The following is a 19,942-nucleotide window of genomic DNA, read 5'->3' as shown; positions in this document are numbered from 1 at the left end:
ACTCTCATCTTTTTTCCTCTATTATATCCCGCAAAGACGTATAGCCAGCGCCGTACCCTCTCCTACTCTCTCTATTATATTCGAGAATTAATAAATAAATCGTATATTTACGGTTGAAAAATCAGGATTCATGATTAACCTAATATCTAAATTCAATATGAAAACATTCTTCAAGCGTCTCCTGCTTCCTTGTTTCCTCCTTACCACCGGATTCAGCTACACGGCGGCACAAAACTACCAACATGATTTTGACCAAGTAGTAAAGAAGATAGATGACCTCTTATGGTACGAGAAAGTGGGCGATATAGCCCATATAGACAAGGTTTATCTTTGTGGTCCCGCCCGCTGGAAAGAGACCAATCCTACCGGGATGAGCGCAGGAAACGAATTGAAGTTCTGGACTTATATCTTCATCCCCAAAAGCGTAGACCCCGGCAAGAAATATCCTTTGATCGTCCTCCCGCATAGTGGCGTACACGCGGATTTCAATACGTATTACGCTCATATCGTCCGGGAATTGATCGCCCAAGAATATATCATCGTTTCCGCCGAATACCGGGGTAGCACCGGATATGGGCAGGCAACCTACGACAATATCGATTACGGAGGATTGGAGAACGAGGATGTCTACGTCAGCCGTAATTACATGGTAGAGAATTTCGATATCGTAGATGCCGATCGTATCGGTATCATGGGATGGAGTCATGGAGGAATGATCACGTTGATGAACCTTTTCACCTATCCCGGTAAATATAAATGCGGTTTCGCCGGAGTACCGGTAAGCGACGTGATCATGCGCATGGGGTATTCTACCGATGATTATCGGAAAATCTTTTCCGATGAAGGGCATATCGGGAAGACTCCCCGGGAGGACATGGCAGAATATAAACGCCGCTCACCGGTCTGGCACGCGGAAAAACTACAAGATCCCCTGCTTATCCATACCAATACCAGCGATGACGACGTGAACGTGGTGGAAGTAGAGCATATGATCCGTGCCCTCAAAGCCGAAGGCAAGAAATTCGATTACAAGATATTCGACCGCACTCCCGGCGCTCATAGTTTCGACCGTACCGATACGAAGCAAGCCTCCGAGATACGACTCGGCATATACCGGTTCCTCGCCAAGTATCTAAAGCCCAATAAACCCTTTAAGTCCGTAAAAGACGTACGAAAGGCGGCTTACAAATTCAATTGATGTAAACATCTAAATAACACGAGAAATATGAAGAAACTTTTTACCTATGTTCTTATGCTTTGCGCCAGTCTATCCGTTGCCATGGCGCAGCAGATCCAGTATCCGGAGCCGGTCTTGAACCCGGAGAGTTGCACGAGTATCATGGTCGGGAAAAAAGCCTCGGCAGACGGTTCCGTAATGACCAGCCATACCTGCGACAGTAATTACCGTACTTGGATGGATATCGTACCTTCCGCCTCGTACGATCACGATACAACAACCACGGTCTATACCGGACGCATGCACACCGAGTATGCCGAAGGAACCCGGGGCATGATCGCGAAAGGCACCATTCCAGAGGCCCGGTCTACGTATCAGTTTCTCAATACCTCCTACCCCTGCCTGAATGAGAAGCAACTGGGAATCGGGGAAACTACGATCACCGGCCGGAAAGCCCTTGTCAACAAGAAAGGTATGTTCATGATCGAGGAGCTTCAGCGAATCGTCTTGCAACGTTGCGCTACCGCCCGCGACGCCATTCGCCTGATGGGTGACTTGATCGAGAAATACGGATATGGCGATTGGGGTGAGTGCCTCACGATTGCAGACCCGCGAGAGGTATGGCATTTTGAGGTATTCGGCGAAGGACCGGGCAAGATCGGAGGCGTATGGGCCGCGATCCGCATTCCCGATGATCATGTAGGCGTATCGGCGAATATCCCGCGTATCTCTAAGGTAGACCCGAAAGATACGGACAATTGCATGGCTTCCGCCAATGTATTCGAAGTAGCTAAACGCATGGGGTTCTGGGACGGGAAAAAGCCGTTCCGCTTCTGGGAAGCGTATGGTGGAGGGAATTACTCCGGTGAGCTGAAATCATTCAGTATCCGCGAATTCTTTATCTTGAACAAACTAGCTCCTTCTTTACATCTATCGTATGACGCAGAAGAACTTCCAATCAGCGTAAAACCGGAAAAACCGGTATCCGTGACCGACGTGATGGCTCTTCTCTCCGAGACGTATGAGGGTACGGAATACGACATGACCCAAAACTTGAAAATAGCCGTAAAGAAAAAAGGTACTAATGAGATCGATACGGTTATCAGCCCGGTAGCCAACCCGTGGATGACCCGGGATATGGTAAACATGTTGAACGGATTAAAACCGGATGCCGTGAAAAGCTACCGCTTGGTTGCCGTGCCACAATGTTCCTATTCTACCGTGATACAGTTACGCGACTGGTTGCCCGACGCAGTAGGTGGCGTGGTTTGGATGGCTTATGACAATCCCGGACAAAGCCCCCGTATCCCGATTTTCTGCGGGACGAAAGATCTCCCGGCCTGTTTCAAGGTCTGCGGTCAACATCGTTACCGGGAAGATGCCGCCGTATGGGTTTTCCGTCGTGCCAATAAGCTAGCTACCGTACGTTGGGGAGCGACCAAAGAACGAATGAAGGCATCCATCGCTCATTTTACCGAGAAAGGGCAGACAGAGCTGCCTTTCGTGGAGAGCCGTTACAAGGAGATCCTTGCCCGTCAAGGCGAGGAGGCCGCAAAGGAATACCTGACCGGTTATACCGCCGACTTCGCCGGAGCCACTATGCTACACTGGAGAGAAATGGGAGACTCATTCTGGACCCAATTCGAAAGAGGCTTCTAACCATATCTGGTTGTAGAGACGGGGCGTGCCCCGTCTCCCACCGTCTGATAGTATTTTAAGTTACCATTTTGAGGGGATGAGACGGGGCACGCCCCGTCTCTACAACAACAAATAATTAAATTATAAATAGATATTACGATGAGAACATTCATTCTGTCATGTGCCTTAGCGTTAGGTTCTTTGAGCACATTCGCCCAAGGTTACCAATTTACGAATGTGGTAAGGGTACCCGCCACCCCGGTTAAAAATCAAGCGTCTACGGGAACTTGTTGGTGTTTCGCCACGACCTCTTTCATGGAGTCGGAATTACTCCGTATGGGAAAAGGGACGTACGATCTCTCCGAGATGTTTATCGTCCGTCAGAAATACATGAACCAGTTGCAAGACAATTATATTCGCAAAGGCCGGGGAAATATCGGCCAAGGAAGCCTTTCGCATACTTTCATGAACGCATTCAACCAAGTGGGTATCGTTCCGGAAGAGGTGTATACGGGTATCAATTATGATTCCGATCGGCACAATCACGCCGAGATGGTAAAATATATCAAGGCGATCGCCACGACCGCCGTGGACATGAAAAAACGAAGCCCGGAATATTACAAGCTAATCGATAATCTATTCGACACTTATCTGGGGAAACTTCCGGAGAAATTCACCTATCAAGGGAAGGAATATACCCCGAAAACATTCGCCGCCTCTCTCGGATTGAACATGGATGATTATATCGAGCTGACAAGTTTCACGCACCATCCGTATTACCAGAAGTTCGAGGTAGAGGTTCCCGACAACTGGGAGCACGCGCAAATGTATAACCTCCCGTTAGACGAGATGATGGAAGTAGCGGATTATGCCTTAAACAATGGTTACACGGTATGCTGGGATGGCGACGTGAGCGAGAAAGGTTTTTCTTTCAAGAATGGCGTGGCTATCAACCCGGAAGTAAAGAAAGTGGAAGATTACTCGACTACCGACCGTGCCCGCTTCGAGAAAATGGACGAGAAGGAACGTCTGGAGGAAGTCTACAAATTCGAGAAACCTTTCCCGGAAGTAAACGTCACCCCGGGAATCCGTCAAGAAGGTTTCGAGGGATTTGTCACGACCGACGATCACTTGATGCACCTTACCGGTATCGCCAAGGATCAAAACGGCACGAAATATTACATCACGAAAAACTCTTGGGGAACCGAACGTAACGCTTTCGGCGGTTACCTGAACATGTCTGATAGCTTCGTTCGCGCCAAGACTATTTATATCATGGTGCATAAAGACGCTATCCCGAAAGCGATCCGGGCCAAATTAGGTATTTAAATATCTTGAAGAATCATATTTGATTCACCCTTATTCACCGGAAATAACCGGTAATAAAAGCGATACAAAAATAAGCCAGCTTCATCGACCAAGTGAGTTAACTAAAATACCAAAGTAAGTTATCTCACTTAATCCATGAAGCTGGCTATGTAATATTACAAAGTTGGGATAGCAGTCGTTTTTACTTCACCAATTTCAATTCCTCAATCAACCTCGGGCATTTACCCCATTTATCGATCATGAAAAGGACATAACGGATATCCACTCCGATGCAACGTTGCAAATCCGGCTCAAAAGCGATATCGCCACTCATCGCCTCCCAGTTACCATCGAAAGCGAGTCCGATCAAACGGGCATTTTTATCGAACACCGGGCTACCGGAATTACCGCCGGTAATATCATTGTTCGAAAGGAAACATAGCTGCAACTCCCCTTTCTCATTCGCGTAAGGGCCGAAATCGCGGCTACGAACCAGATCCAATATTTCCGGTTGTACCCAGAACTCATCGCTCGTCGGGTCTTCTTTCTCCAAGATACCTTTATCCGTGGAATAATAATTGTACCACGCGGCATCATAAGGGCGATATCCTCCGATAGAACCATAGCTCAGGCGCATCGTGAAATTGGCGTCGGAAGACAAGGCCTTCTCCGGATACATCTCCTTCAAGCCAGCGAAGTACAAACGCTCTCCCTTGGCGATATCATACTCCGCGTCTCCCATCAATTGCTGTAGCTGGAAGATAGATACCAATACGGACAGGCTCAGCTCTGCCGCCGGATCTTTCCTCAATTTCTCATATTGCTTCGGGTTTCTCAACATCCCGACAATCTTGTCGTACGACAACAAGGTAGTTTTCTTAAATACATCTGCCGCATATTTCTCATAATTTCCCTTGTATTTCTTGTCTACACTCGTATAGATATCCGGCAAGAACTCCGGAGACACACGCTCTTTTACGATCTTCATCATAGCGGCCAATACTTTCCGGTCTAATGACGGCTCGTAATCCTTGAAGAACGGCTGGATACGATCTTCCAGGAAGATATCGATCTCTTCCGGAGTCGCCCCGTTTATATCCACGGCTTGTACCATACGGGCCAAACGGATAATCTCCGCACCGCTAGAGAACGCCTCGTTCAAATAGGTCAAAGCCTCCCTGTACTTATCGGTCGAGGTATACCCTTTCTCCAGCAGGTTCAAGACCTCGCCATATTTAGCGACCCGGGCCTGGTCTTTCGCTACCCAATCCGCAAAAGCCGTCTCTTCCGCACGCTTACGTTCGATCACGTTTAGATTCGCCAATCCTTTATTCATGCCGATCGAGTTCTTCCAATAATTGGAGCTGCCCGCATACTTGGAAGCATATTTGATACGAACCTCATCGCTAGCCGACATCGCCTCTTTCCAGATGCCCTGTTTGATGCCGCGTACCTCGATACGGGGCTTATTGCTATTCTCGATACGCTGTCGCACGCCCCAAGAGCACAAATAACGATCCGTGCTTCCCGGAAAGCCGATTGTCATGGCATAATCCTTATCTTGATACCCTTGCATAGACACCTCGGCCACATATCTCGGGGTATAAGGTTTATTATTCGCATTGTATTCCGCAGGTTTATTATCTGCGTTGGCGTACACACGGAACACGGAAAAATCACCGGTATGGCGGGGCCACATCCAGTTATCCGTATCGCCGCCAAACTTACCGATAGAACTAGGCGGGGCGAAAACCATACGCACGTCGCGATAAACATCGTACACCACCAAGAAATATTTGTTATTACTATAGAAAGGAACGACATCGGCCGCCAGGAACTCATTATTCCCCACGGAATCACAAATCACACGGCCGATAGAATCAGCCGCCGACAAACGCTGGAACTCATCCTCAATGCCGGAGATCTGGCTGTTAATACGATCACTCACGTCTACAGTCTCTCTCAGGTAACGTACCGTCAGGCCCGGAACCGGAAGTTCTTCTTGCTTACTTTGGGAGACGAAACCATCTTTCAGGTAATCATGCTCCACGCTACTCAACTGCTGGATAGCCCCGAAACCACAATGATGATTCGTGAAGATCAACCCCTCGTTAGAGACCGTAATACCGGTACATCCCCCTCCGAAGATTACCACGGCGTTCGCCACGCAAGGATTTGTCTCACTATACAACTGATCATAGGATGGAGTAAAACCCAACTCGGCCATTCTCGCCAAATTCTGCTTATTTAACTCCTTCAGCACCCACATGCCCTCATCGGCATATAACTGGCCGGAAGCGGCTAAAAGCAACAAAGCCGCCCACACTCTTTTCATCAACTTCATTCTACTCTTATTAGTCTAAATTATTCGATTAGTAATTTAATATTTTCCATTTCCACGCGAGCCGATAGCCATTCCTTGATCTTCTTGCGCTCCACCTCCTTTATGACCATCTTACTTTTCAGGTAAACCAGCATAACCGTATCCGGTTTCGCCGTCTCCGTATTCACGATATACGTATTCGAGCAAGAAGCCTCAACCACATAAGGGAAAAGGACTTTCATCTCCGGGATCAGCTCGGATGTCAAACGCCGATAACTCTGATATTTGTCGACCTGCCGTTTCAGAGAGTCGATCTGGATAGTCTGCGCACGCAGCACCTCTTCGCTATTCTTATACAAATCTTGCATCAACAGGCTTTTCAGCTCGTTGATATCCGTGGCCTCCTGTCCGAAACCTTGTTGTACGATCAGATGCACATCTTCCAGCCCATACCTAGGCAGTTTGGCCCGGGCGTTAGCGATCATCTCATCGGGTACCATCTGGCCGATCAAGACTACTTTCACTTCCTTTTTCTCGCTCGTATCCGTAACGACCTTGTTCAGGATTTGCGTATTCGGGAAAGTCAGCTCCTCCGATACGAAATTGCGCACCCGTTCATTGAAATAACTGCTCCGAATCAAGTTATAACTCAAGAAAAGACTTGGTACGATCGTGAAAAAAACAATGATACCGACATAGCGGGTCACGATTTTTTCCCTTTGCTTATCCAAGAAAACCTTTTTCGGATATTTCAACAAGCGAACGACCAGAAAAGTAGCCAGACTGATAAAAACCGTATTGATAAAATACAAATAAAACGCGCCGAAAAAGTAATACAAATTACCACTCGCCAGCCCGAATCCGGCCGTACAAAGCGGTGGCATCAAAGCCGTAGCGATAGCCACGCCCGGAATCACGTTACCCTTGCTCTTCGTCGAGCTAGCCACGATACCCGCCAAACCGCCGAAGAAGGCGATCAACACGTCATATACCGTAGGCTGCGTACGGGCGAGCAACTCGCTTTGCGCCTCGCTGATCGGAGAAATCAAGAAATACAGGGTCGAAGTGATTACACTAAAAACAGTGGCGGTAGCGAAATTTCGAAACGAGCGCTTGATCAACTCGAAATCGGAAATCCCCAATCCCAACCCGAATCCCATGATCGGGCCCATCAACGGAGAGATTAACATAGCGCCGATAATCACGGCTGTAGAGTTCGTATTCAATCCGAGAGAGGCCACGAACGTAGCGAAAATAAGTACCCATAAATTTGTCCCCTTAAATTCGATTCCTTTCTTGATAGATTCTATCGTGTCCAGTTCGTCCTCTTTCTCTTGCCGGACATCAAAATTACGGACAAAAAAATCCATAACCTGTTTATGTAGCAATCCTTTTTCCATGCGGTATTAATCTTGTTCCATATTTGTGCAAAGATATTCCAATTGTTTGTTTTTCTAGCTATTTAAGGGCTTTTTTATAGCGATATTACGTATATTTGCATTTACAACATAACAAAGACAAAAAGAGGTTCCATTTGTATGAAACGATATCTTATACCCGTATGCTTATTGTTCATGTCCCTTGTCGTTTCATCACAAACGATCATTCCCGACTCACTCCGGAACGCTTCGCGAAAAGCGACCACCGAACGCTCAAGGTTGGAAATCCTTACCAATTTAATGGATCTCTCGCGAAACGACGACATATTAGTAAACGCCAAACAGCTCTACGAGGAGGCCTTAAAAGCAAATGACAATTACTACAAAGAAGCCGCGCTGACCGAGATCCTCCGGCGTTACATCAACACGGACCAGACCGATAGCGCGAATATCTACCTCGCCAAGGCCGAGCAGGAACTCAAGGGTGAGGCGAGAACCAGCCTGATATCATTCATGAGAATGATCCAAGACACCCGTGTCATATTCTACATGTCCGGAGAGCCAAGAAGGAAAATTCTCACGAACTGCCTGTTCAAGCTGGAAGAACCGGACAAATTATCGCCCTATGAAAGGATAGCCTGCAACTACATACTCGGCATGGCCGTCAGCAACAGCGTCATGGAAGAAAATATGCTGAAAGAGGATTTCAAGCAAGGAAAAGAATATTTCGATAATGTCTTGGCCACGGCAGAGAAACTTCCCCTACGGTACGCATACAACTTCTTACCCAATACCTATTTCATGTTGTGCGCCTATGCCAAAGATTCCCGGGAACGAGCACAATACGCTACCCGTTATTTAAATACGATCCTGGCTTACTCCAATACCTCGGAGATGAGCACACGTCCTCACGCGATCAACAAACGCCACTTATTAAGCGCTTATTCAAGCCTCGCCATCAGCGCCGAGGCTATCGGAAAGGATTTGGCTTCCTCTTATTACCATGAGTTCCTGAACCTGCTGAAGGCTTATCCGGAATCGGCCAGCGCCGCCCCGGAATATGAGCATTACTATACCTCGGCGAATTATTACCTCGGCATAAAAGACTATAAGAAATTCATCGAGTTCAGTGACTCTTTGATCAATTTCTCCAAACAAATACCACTTTACAAGGAACATGTAATCGCTTATGTATCCGCGAAAGCCGCCGCCTACGACAGCCTCCGGATGTACAAGGAGGCATACGAGACCTCCAAGGAGTACGCGGTCTTGCTAGATACCTTGCGTACGGAAGAGCTCAGGAAAAAAATGGAGAACCTGGAGATCGAGAAAGGGGCGAACGAATTGGTGATCGAGAAGAGAACATTGGAATTGAAACTACAGGAAAGCAAGAAAGAGAATTACCTATATATCTCCTTATTGCTTATGGCTTTATGCGCCGTGTTCTACATCTTTTTCCGGTTAGGCAAAATGAGATCCCTTTATCAGGCATTACAAAAATCGAACGAGCAAGTCTTGGTCGCGAACCGGAAAGCACAAGAAAGCGAGGAAATGAAAACCGCGTTCATCCGGAACATGTCACACGAGATACGGACTCCTTTAAACGCCATCAACGGTTTCTCGGAGTTAATCACCAACGAGGATATCCCCATGAGCGAGAAACAGGCCTTCAGCCGTATTATCTATGAGAACTGTTACCATTTAACCTCCATGCTGAACAACCTCCTTGAGATCGCCCAGCTCGATAGCGGCGATGATTCCCTCCCGCTTGTCCCCACGCATATCCATGAGCTTTGCCTACATGAGATGCAGCAGGTAAAAAAATACCAAGAGAAGCCGGAGATCAGCTATGTGGTGGAAGGAGACAAGGAGAATGATATGATCTTGACCAACCGCACTTATTTCAGCCTGATCATCTCGCACCTGCTGGCAAACGCAAATAAATTCACGGAGAAAGGAAGCATCACGCTCGCGTACCACTTGGATAACGGAGCCAATCAAATGACTCTGTCGGTGACAGATACGGGATGTGGCATCCCTCAAGATAAACAGGAATGGATATTCGAGCGTTTCACGAAAACCAACGACTTCATACCCGGATCGGGCCTAGGACTTTATCTGTGCCGCCTGATCGTTAACCGGCTAAACGGTCAAATAAAAACAGACCCATCTTATACAGAAGGTTCTCGTTTCGTGATCACGATGCCGATCACCACACCGTCCAAGCCTTCCGGATCTTCCGATTAACGGAAGAAACGCCCTACGTATGGAAGTTCCCGCAAAGGTAAATCTCTTTTGACCATAAACGCTACGTATACGCATAACAAGATCGTGCGGTATCCCAGCCGGAGCCATTCAGACCGTATCGGCAACGCCGTGCCTGCCACGTATAACACCGCCGCCACCCCGAAATAAAGAAAAGCGGATTTCAGGTCGTACTCGATCGGGAATTTCTTTTGTCCCACGAAATAGGATAAAAGCATCATCAATAAATTGCAGGAGAACGACGCCCACGCGCAAGCCATATAACCATACGAAGGCCCCAGCAGCAAGATGATAGAGACCGTCGCCACACATCCGATCGTAGAGAAGTAAGCGCCCCACCGCGTCTGGTCGATCAATTTATACCATAAAGAGAGGTTGAAATAAATACCGAAGAACAACTCGCCCAGCATCACGATCGGCACTACCCGTAATCCGGGATAATAGGCCGGCCCGACAAAGTACTTCAAGATATCGATATAAAACATCACCCCGAGGAAGATGAGCAAAGCGAATATGATGAAATATTTCATCGCTTCCGAGTAGGCTTTCTTATTATCATCACTCTTGTTTTTAGCGAAAATAAACGGTTCATAGGCATACCGGAAAGCCTGCGTGAACATCACCATCACCACGGCGATCTTGAAGCACGCGCCGTATATACCCAATTGCTCGTTCGCGTACTCCTTGTCATCAAACAAGAATGGAAACAGGATCTTATCCGCCGTTTGGTTAAAGATACCGGCAATACCCAGAATCAGGATCGGGAAGGAATAACGCAAGATTTGTCTCAAGACCGTTCCGTCTGCTTTCGCCCGCATACCCGGTAGGATATCCGGGATCAAAAACAATAAGGTCACCAGTGTCGTAAACACGTTCGCCACGAATACATAGCCTACCCCATAATCCGGACGATAGAACCAGCTTATCACCTCCGGATAATGCGTATGCAACCACGGACAAGCGATCAAGAAGAATATATTCAAGATAATATTCAAGAAAATACTCAGCAGCTTAATCCCGGCGAAACGCCATGCTTTCCCCTTATACCGAAGATAAGCGAACGGAATGCAACAAAAAGCGTCTACCGCCACGATACCCGCCATCATCCCGATATACTCCGGATGGTCGCCGTATCCCAAACCGGCACTGATAGATGGCAACAAGGCGAAAACCGCTACGCTAAACAGCGCCGAACTTCCCAGCAAGCAATACAGCACGGAAGCATACACCCGCATCGGCTCTTGCTCCTCTTTCTTATTGATGAAACGGAAGAACCCCGTCTCCATGCCATAGGTAAGCAAGACCAGCAACAAGGCTGTCCAACCATATAAATTCGTCACGATCCCATAATCCCCTGTCCCGGCCAACACACGCGTGTACATCGGCACCAACATCCAATTCAGGAAACGCCCCACTATACTACTCAATCCATAAACAGCCGTCTCTTTAGCGAGCCGCTTCATTCCTCCTGCCATATCGTATCCGTCTAATCAAATAAAAAACCTTGCTCTCCCACCCGGCTACGTCCCAGATGGGTATAGGCCAAATCGGTGACCTCCCGACCGCGGGGTGTGCGTTTGATAAAGCCTTCCTTGATCAAGAAAGGCTCGTACACCTCCTCTAGCGTTCCGGGGTCCTCGCCCAAAGCCGTGGCGATAGTCGTCAGTCCTACCGGGCCTCCCTTGAATTTATCAATGATCGTCGTCAGCAACTTATTATCGATCTGGTCTAAGCCATACCGGTCTATATTCAGCGCCTCCAGAGAGAAGCAAGCGATCGCCTTATCGATATCCCCGTTTCCTTTTACCTGGGCGAAATCACGTACACGGCGCAACAAGGCGTTGGCGATACGAGGCGTACCCCGGCTACGGGAAGCGATCTCCCTAGCGGCGTTCAACTCGCATTTTACGTTCAAGATATTAGCACTACGGAGCACGATCTTCGTCAGCGTCTCCATATCATAATACTCCAAGTGCATATTAATACCGAAACGGGCACGTAGCGGGCTGGTCAGCAAGCCGCTACGGGTTGTAGCCCCAATCAAGGTAAACGGAGCCAAATCGATCTGTATCGAGCGCGCGCTCGGCCCCTTATCGATCACGATATCGATCCGGTAATCCTCCATAGCGGAATACAAGTATTCCTCCACGATCGGGCTCAACCGGTGAATCTCATCGATAAAAAGCACGTCGTTCTTCTCCAGCGAGGTCAATACCCCGGCCAGATCTCCCGGCTTATCCAGCACCGGCCCCGACGTGACCTTGAAACCAACCCCCAACTCGTTCGCTATAATATTCGACAACGTCGTCTTTCCCAATCCGGGAGGCCCGTGCAAAAGCACATGATCCAGCGCCTCCTTACGCATGCGGGCAGCCATAACGAACACCTTCAGGTTCTCCACCACCTTCGCCTGCCCGCTGAAATCGCGGAGCGATAGCGGCCGGAGCACGTTCTCGTACTCCCGCTCGTTTTCCGGCACCCGGGTATCCCTTATATCAAAATCATCTTCCATATTCACGTTCATTGACTTGCAAAGATAATGACTTATACCGAAAACGGAAACCAAATACGTAAATACCAACCGGGGTTTCCCCTAGAAAGAAAAAAGCCGCCTTAGATTAAACTAAAGCGGCTTCAGCCAAGGTTATAGATTAAATTTTCGCTTATATGATTTAATGTTACTTTCAAACAACGTATAAGGATATTTATACATCTTGATAAAATCCCGGGTAGCCTTTCTACCGTTTTTCCTTTTCTTTTTCATACCTTTATACGGAATATAAGGTGATGATGAGAAATCGTTTTTCCAATCCGCGTTATACCAACTCTCTACCCAAGCGACACGCCCTGCCTCCGGGTGATCCCGCAAAATATCGAAAACATAAGTAGTCCAAAAATCGGGATATTGCTCCGGATAGCGGGATACACCATCGTCCGTCGGCCGGCATCCAACCTCCGACCAGACCGCTACTTTATCATGTTCAGCGGCATAATCACAGATGATCGTGAGGTTCTCGATCAACTTCTCTTTCGGATAAAACTCGGTAAGTCCCGGTTCATAAATATCCAGTCCCAGAATATCCACATACTCATCTCCCGGATAAAACGAGAAATCGACAAACTTGTCCGGAGCCCAACAATACAAAAGGTTATCAACCCCTTGGGAGCGCAGATAATCCACGGTCAAACGATACAACTTGACGTAAACCTCCGCTCCGACTTGTTTGCCCCACCAGAACCAATCGCCGGTCATTTCGTGAAACGGGCGGAATACCACCGGGCAACCCAATTCTTTAAAAACAGGGATCGCCAATTCATCAAAACGAGTTAAATACCAATCCAGGAACCGATTTTCCGTCCGGTCCGGATTCGAGACAATCTCTGATGCCAGATTGTAGTCTTCACTCCGTCTTCCCTCACTCTCAACGTAAAACCCCTTCGAACGAGGCCCCGCCAAATGCCAGCAATACCCGATGACCGCTCCCCGATCCCAAGCGGCCCTCATCGCCTTGACATCCGTATGCCGGAAATCCGGATTCTCCTCGTACCACATAAAATCACTCTCATGAAAACCCGGATGGTCGCCCGTGATATCTTTGCAGTCCGAGGAGTGATAATCAGTGTTCAAAGGCCCAGAGGCATAACCGATCGTAGTAGGGTTCGCCATGCCAAACATGATTTTCCGGTCACGAACTATTTGTTTCAGCATCTTATACAAATTATCCGTGTCTTCGTTCCGGACAGATTGGGTTTGAGCTTGCCCCGCCAGACCAATCACCAACACACATAAAAAAAGAAACAATCTCCTCCTCATCATCTAAAACTGTCGATTAATAATTATAACCTTTCCGCTTGAACATCCAAAACCATGCTTCCGTTCCGGAGCTTGTCAGGTTACCGGTGTTATAACTCAGCACCAACTCATTCTCGTTCAACGTACAAATATTAAATTTATAGACCGTTTTCTTATCCTCATTTTGGCTGATACCATGCGGAATCGTCGTACCGGCCAGTTCTATATTACCGATCGCCCATACATTTCCATCCCCATCCATGATATCTTCCAGCGTCAGGTCGAACGTACCTTCCGAGTTTTTACCATTTTCCGACATCTTCACGTTAGCGCCTCCATTCAAATCAAAATACAGCTCAGAATTCACGTCTATATTATCATCTTTAGCATCCGCGGCCGTACGTCCCCACCAGCCGGGACCTGCCGGGGAATTCAGATATCCTCCATTCCCCCAGATCTTGCCATCGTAAGTGGGTACATCCGTAGCGAATACCCATGTTTTCCCTTCCGTACCATTGGTCAGCAAGTTCCACTCGGGGTCCTTGAAATATTCCTCGTCATTATCGCTAACCGTAAATTCCTTGGAAATACTCACCGAACCTCCCGCGCAATACGCCGTATAAGTTACCGTATAAGTCCCGGCAAAAGGCAGATAAGCCTCGGCCGTCTCCTCATTAGAAAAACCGGAACCCCAATCAAAATAAGGAATAATACCTGACGTCTTACTTACAAACTTTACGGTATTGGAACCAGCCGGCTCTTGAACAATATCAAAAGCCAGCTCACTCTCGTCCAAGACCGGACCTAGCTGATCCCGGTTTTCTATAGGATCACAAGAGACGAGCAACGTCCAAAATATAGCGAAGAAATATATAAATCCTTTTTTCATGATATATCAATTTTAAATGAACCGACTAAAATACTAGAATATCGCATCCGAGCCTTCCCATCCCGGATTTTGAGTCAAGACACCTTCCGATTTTTTAATTTCCTCATTAGGGATCTGCAAGAATCCTCCCGTATCTCTCACCCGTTGGTCTATTTTATCAAAATATCCATTTCCACGGTCCTCGTTAATCGTCGTAGGTTGCCCCATATTATAGATCTTAACCCCATCCAGGTTCTTCTTGATAATAACACCGGCTTCTTTCCCGTACCAACGTAACAAATCATAATAACGGCAAGACTCGAACGCCAGCTCGTAACGCCGTTCTTGGCGCAAGGCCTCATCACTATAAGCCGAAATCGGCTCTAAATTAACACGAGCGCGAACTTGGTTAATCCCATCCACCGTCTTCGTCAGCTCCGAGTGCATCAACAAGACATCCGCGAAACGCATAATCACGATATCTTGTGTGTTATCTTGAGAGAAATCCGGAGTCCGTCCGTACAAGACGCAGCTATAATTACAAATCTCGGTCGAACCATCATCCTTCGTACGGACAACATTAATAGGAATATATTTCTTGTTCCAGAAACCCGTTTCTTGCCATTGCATATCACCTCCCCATTGATAGTCGTCTAAACCTTCCTCCGGGTCATTCACATTACAGATAGAGCCCTTCTTCCGTAAGTCATTGTCTGGCCACTCATTCCATAACTTAGGCGACACAGGTCCGAATCCCCAGCCTTTACCGAATGGAACCAACGATTGATTTCTAATCCCCATATAAATATCGACCTGGTTGCTATATTTATCCGAGTTGGAAGTAGACCATCCCCCCAGCGTCGAATGTTTCAGCGCGAAGATTGTCTCTTTATTATCACCTTCTTCCCCCAGCCAGCTCAGGTTGTTCTTCTTTGCGTACTCATAATCAGCCTCCGGTATATCGATCGAATAAGGCCACAAATTCCTGAAATCATCTGCTAGCTTATGCCCGCTATTATGGATACAATCCTCTAAATAACCGATGATATCTGCCTCCGTCAAGCTACTTCCATCAGCCAAAGTCACGGCTTGGCGGGTATTCTCGTTATAATACCCGTCATAAAACAAATACGCGCGTGCTATCATGCTCTCTGCCGCCCATTTAGTGGCCCTACCTAATTCCGACACGGCCAAGGCAGAGGAAGGCAAATAATCTATCGCGGATTTAAAATCGAAGAAAATCTGCCCATACAACTCTTCCGGGGTCGCCTTCGGATTATTCTGGGGGTCGGTCGTGATCACCAGCGGAACCGTCCCCCACGTGCGAGCCATATTAAAATAGAAATACCCCCGCAAGAAATGAGCCTCACCCTTGATTCGATTTTTCTGCTCATCACTCTCCCAATCCGTAACTTGGTCTAAAGTAGACAACAACATATTACAACGGAATATGCCCCTGTAATAATTAGACCACGAGTCGGTCAGCTCATCCTGTGTCGTTGCCCTAAACACGTTCAAGGCTTGAGGCTTCCGGTCATTCTGTCCGCCACCGCCCAAACGATCATCCGACATCATCTCGCCTACCAAGAAAGGATGGTTATTCGCGTCAAAAGTGATCAGTTTCGAGTACGCCCCATACAAGGATTGCAACGCATCGCTAGGAGACGTAGGGAAATTAGTATTATCTTTCTTCACTAAATTCTCTGAGTCCAGAAAGTCACTGCAACTAGTACATAACATAGCGGCAGAGATTGATAGATATATAAATATTCGTTTCATAACCAATCTGCTTTAATTAAAATTTAATATTCGCTCCAAACATATAAGTCCTAGGTAATGGGTAAAAACCGACATCAACGCCACTCACCCATCCGGCGTTCGTATCATCCGAGCTTGTACCGATCTCCGGGTCCATTCCGGAATAACCAGTAATCGTGAACAAATTCTGGGCCGTCACATACAATCTTAATTGCTCGAATGGAACTTTAGGGAACAACTTCTTAAAATCATATCCGAAAGTCACGTTATTTATGCGCCAATAATCTCCGTTCTCTATATATAAATCGGAGATATATTGCCTATTAATATGCGAACCGCTCGTCACACGGGGGATTTTATTGGATGTACCCTCTCCGTGCCATCTATTTAAGATCTCGGTCGTATAGTTCTCTTGTCCATTATCCCCTAGCTCCCTATAGGTCTTAAATATCTGGTTGCCAAAGGTACCGTTCGTAGATATAGACAAATCAAAGCCTTTGTAAGCAAAATTCAGGTTCAAGCCTAAAATCACGTCCGGGTTCGGGTCGCCGATCATCGTCTTATCATTATCATCGATCACGCCATCACCATTCAAGTCGCAGAAACGAACATCTCCGGGCTGAGCTGTCGGCATGATCAAGTTGCCTTCCGCATCCTTATAATCCAGGACTTCCTGCTCGTTTTGGAACAACCCATCCGTCTTGTATCCCCAGAAATAACCGACAGGATACCCAACCTCAGCCACCGCGAAACTCGGTTTTCCGGATGCCAGACTCGCGCTAGAGCGAATCACGCCACTACCGTTCGCGATCCTCGTGACCTCATTCTTATTATAAGAGACATTAGCGGTTATACCGTAAGAAAAATCACTGACCTGATCATTCCAGCTCAACGCCAGTTCCACGCCCTTATTCGAGATATCGCCTCCATTGATATAAGGAGCTCCCGTACCATAAGATGCCAAAATAGGCGCTTGAACCAACCAATCCTTCGTATGCTTGTTGTACCAATCAAAAACCAAGCTCAAACGGCTGTTCAAGAAACGGGCATCCAAACCTACGTCGAACTGCTCCGATGTCTCCCATGTTACATCCTCATTCGGAAGTATGTCCGGATAGGCTCCTTGAAATATCTGACTTTTATCAGTTCCCAAGAAATAATAGGCATCAGAGAAAGAGATTGTCGCCAAATACTGGAAAGCGGAAATAGACTGGTTTCCATTCTGCCCCCAGCTCGCACGGATTTTCAAGAAATCCATCCAGTTCTTAGTAGACTCCATAAAATCCTCGTTCGAGATTACCCAACCGGCAGATACAGACGGGAAATAGCCATACCGATGCCCTTTAGCGAAATTAGAGGAACCGTCCGCACGTAACACAACCGTGGCCATATATTTTTCTTTATAATTATAATTGATCCTACCGAAATAAGACAATATTCCACCTTTTCCCCAAGGAGAACCGCTAACTTTCGTCTTGTTTACATCGATCACATTCGCGTTATCGATATAAGCATGGTCAAAATCATCAAAAATAGAGTTCGTACCCACGGCACCCCATGAGTCTCCCAGTCCCCAGCGCTCAGCAGACATACCCAACATGGCATCAAAATGATGATCCTCCTTTATCTTCCATGAGTAAGACAACGTATTCTCGAAAGTCCAGCTAAAGCCCAAGCTACCATTCTGGGTCACCTCATCTTGCGTATTGAAATGATTCGGTCCGAAATCGTATACGGGTTTATAGCCCCGATAGTTAGACCCGCTCATATTCAATCCGAAACTCGTACGGAATTTCAAATTCTTGATCGGCTGGATGATCGCGTAGATATTTCCGTTTAAATTATGGTTCTTGGATAAGTTCTGCCCTCTCTCGTTCACCATGATAGCGATCGGGTTCGGCTGCAAGGAATACCACGGAGACGCATAATGATACTGGCCTACGATATCGTTGCCTTCCGTGTCTTTCGCCCACAAAGGCAGAAATGGATTAGCCCGCAACGCCGCGTTGATATCATTCCAATAACTATTGCCGATAGCGATACCACTCTTCTCGGCATAAGAGTACGATAGATTCTCACCGACCTTGATGATATCCAAATCGTTCACTTTATAGATCGTATTGTCCGTATTTACACGAACCGTATAACGATTATAAACAGGCTCAACCGGCTTTCCGTAAATACCCTCTTGCGAAGTGTAAGACAAACCAAGCGAGTAAACAGACTGCTCCGTACCTCCGGTCACATTCAGCGAATGGCTTTGGATAGGAGCGTTCTCATTTTCCATCTCCTTCAGCCAATTCGTACCCTGCCAAGAGCCGTTCGCGATCTTATCCCATTCCGACTGGCCGAGGAAAGAGGCGAAATCATACGGTTGCAAGCCGGAATTCACCTGTGCCTCATTCATGATCATCGCATACTCCTGCGCATTCAGCAATGGAGCTCGTTTATATACGTTCTGTACGCCATAGTAACCGTCATAAGATATTTGGGCCTTGCCCACCTTACCCTGCTTGGTCGTTACCAAAATAACGCCATTCGCGGCACGGGCACCATAAATAGCGGCAGACGCCGCATCTTTCAACACGTCTAAAGACTCGATGTCAGACGGGTTCAAATAATCAATATTGTCGCGAGCCACGCCATCTACGATGTATAAAGGCTGCGAATTACCGATCGTTCCGATACCGCGGATATTTACCTTGAATCCCTCACCCGGTTGTCCGGATTTCTTCATGATATTCACACCCGGGGTCTGGCTTTGCAAAGCAGACAAGGGGGAAACGGTATTCAATTTCTGGATATCGTCTCCTTTGACCTGTACGGTAGCGCCCGTCACCAATTTCTTTTTCTGTACGCCATAACCTACGACCACGACTTCGTCCAAGGCTTGGGAATCCTCTTTAAGCGTTATGTTATAAACCGATTTCCCTGCGCTGACCTTGACCTCCTGCTCCAAGTAACCAATATAAGATACGATTAAAACAGCATTTTCCGAAACAGACAACTGGAAATTTCCATCCAGGTCTGTCACGGAACCATTCGCCGTACCTTTCTCCACGATATTTACCCCGATCAAAGGCTGGTTATCCGTAGCGGATATCACAGTACCCTTAATAGGTAAACCTTGCGCGAACAAAGAAGAAACGGACAAGAACATAAAAGCTAAGAGAAAACACCCTCGCACGCTTTCTTTCGCAAGGTTTTTCAGTAAAAATGTTTTACGTTTCCTTTTCATAAAAGATTATTTTTAAAGTTATTAAAATGTATCGCAAACATACTACATCTTATCACGAGAGAGGTATTTACATGTAATACAGGCTATAAAAAGATGTTACATATTAAAGATTATGTTACCGATATTTGCAAATATGTATCATCGGCCTTATACGGCATTAAAATTTCTTTTTTTACCATACAAAATGGTTTGCCT

Annotated in this window: 12 protein-coding genes; 4 read left to right on the top strand and 8 right to left on the bottom strand. The window is 47.0% G+C overall.

Going from position 1 to position 19,942, the window contains the following annotated elements; all coding sequences use genetic code 11:
* Positions 1–130: 130 nt before the first annotated feature.
* From Q0110_RS05630 to Q0110_RS05620, 3 genes are all read left to right on the top strand, one after another.
* A complete protein-coding gene (locus Q0110_RS05630) occupies positions 131–1,198 on the top strand; it encodes a prolyl oligopeptidase family serine peptidase (protein ID WP_297903922.1) in 1,068 nt (355 codons plus the stop codon).
* A gap of 27 nt (positions 1,199–1,225) precedes the next feature.
* A complete protein-coding gene (locus Q0110_RS05625) occupies positions 1,226–2,836 on the top strand; it encodes a C69 family dipeptidase (RefSeq protein WP_297903919.1) in 1,611 nt (536 codons plus the stop codon).
* Positions 2,837–2,974: 138 nt separating this feature from the next.
* Positions 2,975–4,144: a C1 family peptidase gene (locus Q0110_RS05620; RefSeq protein ID WP_297903916.1), complete on the top strand. Its 1,170-nt coding sequence runs from the start codon at positions 2,975–2,977 to the stop codon at positions 4,142–4,144.
* A 181-nt stretch (positions 4,145–4,325) separates the two neighbouring features.
* On the opposite strand, the gene Q0110_RS05615 is transcribed toward Q0110_RS05620, so the two are convergent.
* Both Q0110_RS05615 and Q0110_RS05610 read right to left on the bottom strand, forming a co-directional pair.
* Positions 4,326–6,458 (bottom strand): S46 family peptidase, encoded by a 2,133-nt coding sequence (locus Q0110_RS05615; RefSeq protein ID WP_366139650.1) that lies wholly within the window; start codon positions 6,456–6,458, stop codon positions 4,326–4,328.
* Between the two features lie 29 nt (positions 6,459–6,487).
* On the bottom strand, positions 6,488–7,846 hold the full coding sequence (locus Q0110_RS05610) for a TIGR00341 family protein (RefSeq protein ID WP_297903909.1): 1,359 nt from the start codon (positions 7,844–7,846) through the stop codon (positions 6,488–6,490).
* A 138-nt stretch (positions 7,847–7,984) separates the two neighbouring features.
* Here Q0110_RS05610 and Q0110_RS05605 point away from each other — a divergent pair, with 138 nt between their 5' ends.
* Positions 7,985–10,072, top strand: coding sequence for a HAMP domain-containing sensor histidine kinase (locus Q0110_RS05605; protein ID WP_297903906.1), 2,088 nt, complete (start codon positions 7,985–7,987; stop codon positions 10,070–10,072).
* Here Q0110_RS05605 and Q0110_RS05600 read toward each other — a convergent pair.
* From Q0110_RS05600 to Q0110_RS05575, 6 genes are all read right to left on the bottom strand, one after another.
* A complete protein-coding gene (locus Q0110_RS05600) occupies positions 10,069–11,565 on the bottom strand; it encodes a lipopolysaccharide biosynthesis protein (RefSeq protein ID WP_297903894.1) in 1,497 nt (498 codons plus the stop codon). The genes Q0110_RS05605 and Q0110_RS05600 overlap by 4 nt on opposite strands.
* 11 nt (positions 11,566–11,576) lie before the next feature.
* Positions 11,577–12,602, bottom strand: coding sequence for a Holliday junction branch migration DNA helicase RuvB (ruvB, locus tag Q0110_RS05595; protein WP_297903891.1), 1,026 nt, complete (start codon positions 12,600–12,602; stop codon positions 11,577–11,579).
* Between the two features lie 132 nt (positions 12,603–12,734).
* Positions 12,735–13,907 carry a glycosyl hydrolase gene (locus tag Q0110_RS05590; protein ID WP_297903888.1) on the bottom strand — a complete coding sequence of 391 codons (1,173 nt, stop codon included), beginning with the start codon at positions 13,905–13,907 and terminating at the stop codon, positions 12,735–12,737.
* Between the two features lie 13 nt (positions 13,908–13,920).
* Complete coding sequence (locus Q0110_RS05585) at positions 13,921–14,772, bottom strand: hypothetical protein (RefSeq protein ID WP_297903885.1); 852 nt, start codon at positions 14,770–14,772, stop codon at positions 13,921–13,923.
* 33 nt (positions 14,773–14,805) lie between these two features.
* Positions 14,806–16,530 carry a RagB/SusD family nutrient uptake outer membrane protein gene (locus Q0110_RS05580; protein ID WP_297903882.1) on the bottom strand — a complete coding sequence of 575 codons (1,725 nt, stop codon included), beginning with the start codon at positions 16,528–16,530 and terminating at the stop codon, positions 14,806–14,808.
* A 16-nt stretch (positions 16,531–16,546) separates the two neighbouring features.
* Positions 16,547–19,669 carry a TonB-dependent receptor gene (locus tag Q0110_RS05575; RefSeq protein ID WP_297904045.1) on the bottom strand — a complete coding sequence of 1,041 codons (3,123 nt, stop codon included), beginning with the start codon at positions 19,667–19,669 and terminating at the stop codon, positions 16,547–16,549.
* Between the last annotated feature and the right edge of the window lie 273 nt (positions 19,670–19,942).

The sequence above is a fragment of the uncultured Parabacteroides sp. genome, assembly GCF_947855115.1.
Classification (GTDB): Bacteria; Bacteroidota; Bacteroidia; order Bacteroidales; family Tannerellaceae; genus Parabacteroides.
This window is presented reverse-complemented; position numbering and strand designations above follow the sequence as displayed.

What these genes read in the sequence shown, in the direction of transcription:
- Q0110_RS05630 (WP_297903922.1), top strand. Translation starts at nt 131, where the DNA reads ATGATTAACCTAATATCTAAATTCAATATGAAAACATTCTTCAAGCGT.
- Q0110_RS05625 (WP_297903919.1), top strand. Translation starts at nt 1,226, where the DNA reads ATGAAGAAACTTTTTACCTATGTTCTTATGCTTTGCGCCAGTCTATCC.
- Q0110_RS05620 (WP_297903916.1), top strand. Translation starts at nt 2,975, where the DNA reads ATGAGAACATTCATTCTGTCATGTGCCTTAGCGTTAGGTTCTTTGAGC.
- Q0110_RS05615 (WP_366139650.1), bottom strand. Translation starts at nt 6,458, where the DNA reads ATGAAAAGAGTGTGGGCGGCTTTGTTGCTTTTAGCCGCTTCCGGCCAG.
- Q0110_RS05610 (WP_297903909.1), bottom strand. Translation starts at nt 7,846, where the DNA reads ATGGAAAAAGGATTGCTACATAAACAGGTTATGGATTTTTTTGTCCGT.
- Q0110_RS05605 (WP_297903906.1), top strand. Translation starts at nt 7,985, where the DNA reads ATGAAACGATATCTTATACCCGTATGCTTATTGTTCATGTCCCTTGTC.
- Q0110_RS05600 (WP_297903894.1), bottom strand. Translation starts at nt 11,565, where the DNA reads ATGGCAGGAGGAATGAAGCGGCTCGCTAAAGAGACGGCTGTTTATGGA.
- ruvB (WP_297903891.1), bottom strand. Translation starts at nt 12,602, where the DNA reads ATGGAAGATGATTTTGATATAAGGGATACCCGGGTGCCGGAAAACGAG.
- Q0110_RS05590 (WP_297903888.1), bottom strand. Translation starts at nt 13,907, where the DNA reads ATGATGAGGAGGAGATTGTTTCTTTTTTTATGTGTGTTGGTGATTGGT.
- Q0110_RS05585 (WP_297903885.1), bottom strand. Translation starts at nt 14,772, where the DNA reads ATGAAAAAAGGATTTATATATTTCTTCGCTATATTTTGGACGTTGCTC.
- Q0110_RS05580 (WP_297903882.1), bottom strand. Translation starts at nt 16,530, where the DNA reads ATGAAACGAATATTTATATATCTATCAATCTCTGCCGCTATGTTATGT.
- Q0110_RS05575 (WP_297904045.1), bottom strand. Translation starts at nt 19,669, where the DNA reads ATGTTCTTGTCCGTTTCTTCTTTGTTCGCGCAAGGTTTACCTATTAAG.